Origin of the sequence: Lacrimispora sp., assembly GCF_031982545.1 — a bacterium.
Lineage (GTDB): Bacteria > Bacillota > Clostridia > Lachnospirales > Lachnospiraceae > Lacrimispora.
The window spans coordinates 23,321-29,671 of the sequence record NZ_DALYXB010000025.1 but is presented as its reverse complement, the minus strand read 5'-3'; the positions used below and the strand labels follow the sequence as shown (position 1 = coordinate 29,671).

Genomic DNA, 6,351 nt, shown 5'->3' with positions numbered 1-6,351 from the left:
AAAGGAAGACCATGTGCGGCTTCGTGATACGCTGGGTGATGTTCAGGGGAAATGGATGGTGTCCTATAATGACTGCGATTATATCAGAGATTTGTATCAGGATTTTCACATCATTGAAACCACCAGAATTAACAACCTGGCTCAGCGATACGATGGCGGTTGTGAGTTCCCGGAACTGATTATTACCAGAGAGTGTATAGAGATGGTTGTCCAGGGTTTTTTTGCAGCGGGAATATTTATTGGATCAAGCGAAAGATGTTATTAAAGAGATACATAATGTGGAGTTGCGGCAGTTGCAGATTATGAGGAAATATAAGATGAACAGATTTCGGCCAGAAAAAATTGTTAGAAGAGGTTGGTTAAAATCGCAGAAATATGCAGGGTTTTGTGATGAGATTGTTGGGTTTTATGTAGAGAGGATCTGGGTGGAGAATGAATCGGAGACTGTTATTTTATTTCAGAATGGAATATGGATAAGAGCCGAGATTTGATTTGAAAAAGGGTTGGGGACTTGCAAATTCATTGCAGTTGATGTATAATTATATCATAATTATGAATTTGGAGGTGACGATATGAATATAAGATCTTCTGCAGAGCTGAGAAATAAATATCCAGAAATTTCAGAATTGGCAAAAACATCTAGAGAACCTATTTATATTACTATTAATGGCACTGGAGATGGTGTATTTATGAGTATGGAGGCATTTGAGGAACTGGAAGAAAGTTTGCTGATGCGGAGTAGGGTGCTTGCTGCTGAAAATGCCAGATTAGCGGGGGCAAGAACTTATACACAGGAAGAAGTAGATGAGAGGTTTAAACAACGTTATGGTGGTTGAATACCTGGAAACAGCACTTGCAGATTTAGATAGTATAACGGACTATTATTTCTTGAAATTTGGTATGGAGAGTGCAGAAAAAGTATACAACCAGATTAGAGGCAGTATTGTTCATTTGGCGGACTTCCCTAATTCTGGTGTTCCGGCAAAGGATAGTATGTTGCGTAAATTGGGATATAAAGAGGTTTATTCTGGTAGATTTGTGGCAGTGTATCGGGTTGAGCCAGAATATGAAAGGATTTATATTTATCATATTGCAGATACACAGATGGATTATCCGCATATGTATAGAAATAATTGATTGGAAATGATGATGAATGCCAGAGCGGCTGCTAATTTTGGTAGCTCTGGCATTTATTTTTGATAGTATGCTCATCGCAATATTTTTTATATGATATAATGGGAAGTGTGTGATATAATTTTTTATATTAAAAATGGGAGGCAGTGTAATGTCAGAAGATGATTGGATTAAATTCACGGAACTCGAAAATATAGCTGATATAAATTCCTTTTCTGATAGTTATCGGAAGGGTGAATTGGAGTTTGAGTCGATTCAACATGAAATATCCTTTCTTTATAATATGGGCTCATATTACTCCAAGCAATATGATACGCATAATCCCAGTGATGTGGTTTTTCGTAAAGATGATAAATATTATTTAGGAACTTATTATTATTTGAAAGGTATTAAACTTTATGAGGATAATAAAGTAGTATTAGAAACGGATCAAGACTTTATATTTGAAGTAATACGAAGGCTATTTGTTAATATTGGAAATGAGTATAGCAACCAGTTTAGAAGTATTGATGCATTGTCATATTACAGAAAGGCATTGGAAATTGATGATTGCTTTGATATGGCTATAGGTAACTTTGCCTTGGGGATAGAGCATCATAATCCTTTAATTGGTTTAGGAGAAGATATATATTGTATGGTTTTTAATTTGTTGTATGAACTTTATCTGGATATACATCTTGAAAATCTAGACAATGGACAAGAATTATTTAAATCAAAAAAAATACAATATATTAGGCAGCAACAAGCATATTTTGATACCATAACAAAAGGTAAAGATGCGAATTATGATGCATATGCATTTTTTAATGAGGTGGATTATTTTACAGATTCTTATGAAGATTGGTGTATAAAAAATACGCTATACTTAAATTTTGTAAACGATTTAGGTAATTATGAAGAGGCAAAATTTGATATTAATATACAAAAATTAAAGGATGACTTAGAATTAACAGATGAGAGGTTTCATTCATTGAAAAATTTATTCGATGTATTTATATTGCAAAGAAAGAAATTATTTGCTTGTAGAAATATAGAGAATGATGAAATGGTACACGAATTAGCACAAGTTTTTCAATGTTTATATTCATATTTTGACAGAGTGGCATTTTTTATTTATAGATATTTTAAATTGACAGGTAAGGAACGTGCCGTAAATATTAATAGTGTTTGGGCTATGAAGGATGAAGATGGAAACATTTTAACAGAGTATAGAAATCAACATTTATATAACATTTATTGGTTGCGTAAAGAGTATCGGGAAAGTAAAAGTGACAGTTTCAATATTAACGAATTGCTTTCACCAGATGCTCAAGATTATGCTGATATACGAAATACATTAGAGCATAAGGAGTTTTCTTTTTCTGAGATAAAGGGTTTGACTTTTTTAAATCCGGAACTATTATATAGCAAGACTTTAAAAATGGCGACAGTTGTACGAAATATGATATTATCACTTATACCGATGATTAATATCGAGAGAAGCCTAATAGATCCAACAACAAAAAAGAGAAACTTAGATTTAGTTTTTTTTATATTTGAAGGATTTAAATAAGTTGATGATATCCGTGGGAAATCTTATGTTGTATAATGGACATAAGATGTGGTGAGGACGGTGAATTTATGAAGCAAGAAGATAAAGATCGAAAGTTGGCATATTTGCGAAGCCAAAAAGATAACCCAACAGGTGGGTATCGTCAATTACTCATTGATACATATAATTGTATATCTGATTTGACTGTAAAATCGGGGAATCAATATTGTAGAACATCATGTGCTGACATTTGTAACGTTGTATATGGAAATACACATCATATCACAATGGTTGACAAATATCTTTATACATTAAAGCAGTTGGGTTATATATCAATCAAGGAATGTCAGGGATATACTCAGATGGAGATACTGAAAAAAATTGATTTTTAAATATAGTAAGTATTTTGTTACAAATGGATTTTGGCACGGAGAACTGCCATAGATAATCTTTAGAGATTAAAGGGACAAGAGGAACCAAAATAAGAACTCACTATAATAATGTTTAAGACATAGCGAATGAGATGGAATTTTGATGATTGTATCTACATCATTTGGAATAGCTCCACTTTATTAAGTGAAAGTTGAATTTAAGAGTTCAAGTTGTGAATATTTAGAAAAAAGAAGGGGAAAGAGTTGGAATGAACTGGATAATGCAGGCAAATAGCCTTCTATTATTGGATACGGAATCAGGAGTGACTTATGTCGAACGGTTTCGGTTGGTCATTGATAATATTAGTGACTTTAGCGATACTATACAAAACATGTTGTGGTTCATTGTATCGGTAATTACTGCTATTATGCTGATATTTGCTTTTTTTTCAATTCGGGAAAAAGCGAACAAGTATACGCGAATGCAGATTGAACATCTAGTTAGAAATGGAAAATATATTAGGGGGATTTTTGTTGAATTAAATGGAAGTAAAGAAGTACTGCGTTATTTTGTATACAACAAGAAGTGGAAAAAACGACTGATTAATAGTTTCAATTTTGTGTATAAGAATGCATATGGTGATATTTTAAGAGCGGCTTGTGTAGAGCCTTCTGTAAGCTTTCAGTTAGGGCGGACGGCTTCACTTGAGCGAATTGAAAATGTGGTAGGAGAAGCATTGAAATTGCATACTAGATTTAGGGAGAGAGGGGTGGAGCTGAAACCGGATTTTGAAGAATCAAAGTATCTGTTTGAAATAGTATCGTATCCCTATACTGAGTCATTGGGAAGTTTACAACAATATGTCAAAGCAGCTAATAGAAAGTATATGATAATTACTGGCAGTGCGGGGAATGGCAAGACAAATTTGTTATGTAGTATAAGCGAACTTCTAATCAATCTAAAGGAAGTTGTTATATTTTTAAATGCTAGAGATATTGAAGGAGATGCAACAAAATTCTTGTGTAAAGAACTAAAGCTTCCAGAAATATATATAAAACATATGGAGAAATATTTTTGGTTGGTAAATATACTTCTGACTATTCAGGGAAAACATCTTTTTATTATTATTGATGCTATCAATGAAAATGATAGTAAACAGTTTGGAGAGCAAATTGCAACATTGATTAATGAACTATCCAGATATAATCGTGTGAGAATTATTGTTTCATGTAGAAATGAATATTATAAAGAACGCTTCAGGGGGGTTCTTGTTGATGCAGTTAATATACCTGCATTCGAGTTTGATTTAAAAGAACAAAGTTATACGCCCAATGCAATTGAACGTATTATTAAGGCATATAGTAAACATTTTAATTACAACGGAAATATCTCTGCTTCTGTGCAAAATGTGCTTAGTGAGCAATTGTTGCTTCTTCGAATCTTCTTCGAGGTTAATAAGAATAGCGATGCAGATGCACATTCTATTCGAAAACATGAGATTTTTGCACAGTATATTAATATGGCAAAGAAGAATAGTGGAGAGACATTGGAAAATCTGCTTGATACATTAGCGGATGCTATGTTAGAAAAATATAATTTTGACGACATAAGCTTATCTGATTTGGAGGCATGTGGGATAAATAATAACATGATTCTAGAGTCAGTGGATAATAGCATTTTGATAAGTAAAAAATTGATTTCTCATGAGGGGACAATTGCGAGAAATGAAACGGAAGTTGTATATTTTGTTTTTGATGAAATGCGAGATTATTATTTGGCAAGACGACTTCTATTAAATAATATTTCAACAAGCAACGTGGATTGGGAAAGAATTATTGAAAAAATTAGGGAGTTGAATGAAATAGGGGCATCATGTGCAGAAGGAATAATTCATTATACATATGTCTTCTTCAAAACTGACGTAGTGGTTGCAGAATCGGGTAAGTCGGAAAAACTATGTAATGAAATACTTGATATTTACCGTATTATAGAAAAACAAGATAATCAGCTTTATTGGAATAGGTCTCAGAGAGAAGAGTTTGAGAATCTTGGAATGAGAATTGTTATGACATCTGGTTTTCCATTGACGGCTATTGAGATTTCCTATATTCAGGATTGTCTGATGAAGAATCCTAATGAAGATGGTGGGATGCTCTTTGATGCTATGTTAGAGGGAACACTTTATGGTGGTGTAAATGATCTTGATACCTATTTAAATATTTTATTAGGGATGAAAGATGAAAAGGTTATACGAAATGCCTTCCAAGTAATTATCGTGAACAATTATATTGATAAAGGTTTTCGCCCTGAGTATTTTGTTTTGGAACATAAATGTTTGATAAATACAGAACCTGATAAAGCGTTACAGATTCAAAAGGTAGCAGAACTATTCTTGTTTTGTTTTAAATTTAAGGATGTCAGAATTCAAGAGGAGCTTAGAGGATATTTCTATAATTTACCTACACATGATGGGGTTCGGCAAGAAATGATGTTAAGGATGAAGAGTGCATGTGCTATAGAGGAGAAGGCCTATGAGTAAATCAACATGTTATAAGAGGGGAGGAACTATATATTTTAGAGGAAAAGACATACCGAGAAAATTAAAGGTAATGAAAAAGTTAGGGGTAAAGAAAAATACCTTTGCAGGGGATATGATTTCTAGAGTTTATGATTATTATTTTGATGGGTGCTTAAACTTTAGGAAGGAGTACCGGAAATATTATCGAAAAGAATTCAGTACAATTGAGGAATTTATCGAAGAACATTTTAACATTGATCATGATGAGGCAATAAAGCTTGCTTCAGGGAATTATTCCATTAAAGATTGTTCTTACCGCTCTATTGAGAGAAATATAGAAACGTTGAACTACGATGAAAATTTTAAAGAAGCTTTTTCAAAGGCAGTAGGAGGGTTGGAAGATGAAGATCCGGACGGGATTTATTACGAATAGTTCTTCCACTAATTTCTTGATTATATCAAAAGAGGAATTGACAGAGGATTATTTGTTTGAAAAGTTGGGCTTTGTAAAAGGTAGTGTATTAGAAAGTCAGGGTAGAGAGCTTTGTGAAAAAATCATGTATGCTATTGATTCTGGATTGAGATATTATGATTATGACAATCCAGATTATGAGTCGATAAAAGAGGTCTTTGGAGACAAATCTGCAAATTTGTATGATAAAAATAAAGATTTCCATGCATATTGGGGATATACGAGTAGTGATGACTCGCCATTAATACAATTTTTCACTACAGATAGTTTTGAAATAGAAGAGAAGGATTTCTACATTAATGGTAGATCGTGTATTTGGTAATT

7 protein-coding genes and 1 pseudogene are annotated in these 6,351 nt (G+C 32.9%); all 8 read left to right on the top strand.

Translation table 11 applies throughout. The features are described from left to right. Positions 1 to 265, top strand: a pseudogene (locus ABS301_RS25680) (DNA adenine methylase); the annotation flags it as partial. 307 nt (positions 266 to 572) lie between these two features. After that, positions 573 to 836, top strand: coding sequence for a type II toxin-antitoxin system Phd/YefM family antitoxin (locus ABS301_RS25675; protein WP_349674883.1), 264 nt, complete (start codon positions 573 to 575; stop codon positions 834 to 836). After that, positions 805 to 1,137, top strand: coding sequence for a type II toxin-antitoxin system RelE/ParE family toxin (locus ABS301_RS25670; RefSeq protein WP_349674882.1), 333 nt, complete (start codon positions 805 to 807; stop codon positions 1,135 to 1,137). Before ABS301_RS25675 ends, ABS301_RS25670 begins: the two co-directional genes overlap by 32 nt. 148 nt (positions 1,138 to 1,285) lie before the next feature. After that, on the top strand, positions 1,286 to 2,686 hold the full coding sequence (locus ABS301_RS25665; protein WP_349674881.1) for an LA2681 family HEPN domain-containing protein: 1,401 nt from the start codon (positions 1,286 to 1,288) through the stop codon (positions 2,684 to 2,686). Positions 2,687 to 2,754: 68 nt separating this feature from the next. Continuing rightward, on the top strand, positions 2,755 to 3,057 hold the full coding sequence (locus tag ABS301_RS25660; RefSeq protein WP_349674880.1) for a hypothetical protein: 303 nt from the start codon (positions 2,755 to 2,757) through the stop codon (positions 3,055 to 3,057). A 248-nt stretch (positions 3,058 to 3,305) separates the two neighbouring features. After that, entirely contained in the window at positions 3,306 to 5,576 is a 2,271-nt protein-coding gene (locus tag ABS301_RS25655) for an NACHT domain-containing protein (RefSeq protein WP_349674879.1), read from the top strand. Further along, a complete protein-coding gene (locus ABS301_RS25650) occupies positions 5,569 to 5,988 on the top strand; it encodes a hypothetical protein (RefSeq protein ID WP_349674878.1) in 420 nt (139 codons plus the stop codon). The genes ABS301_RS25655 and ABS301_RS25650 overlap by 8 nt, the downstream gene beginning before the upstream one ends. After that, positions 5,957 to 6,349 carry a hypothetical protein gene (locus tag ABS301_RS25645; protein ID WP_349674877.1) on the top strand — a complete coding sequence of 131 codons (393 nt, stop codon included), beginning with the start codon at positions 5,957 to 5,959 and terminating at the stop codon, positions 6,347 to 6,349. The genes ABS301_RS25650 and ABS301_RS25645 overlap by 32 nt, the downstream gene beginning before the upstream one ends. Positions 6,350 to 6,351 lie beyond the last annotated feature (2 nt).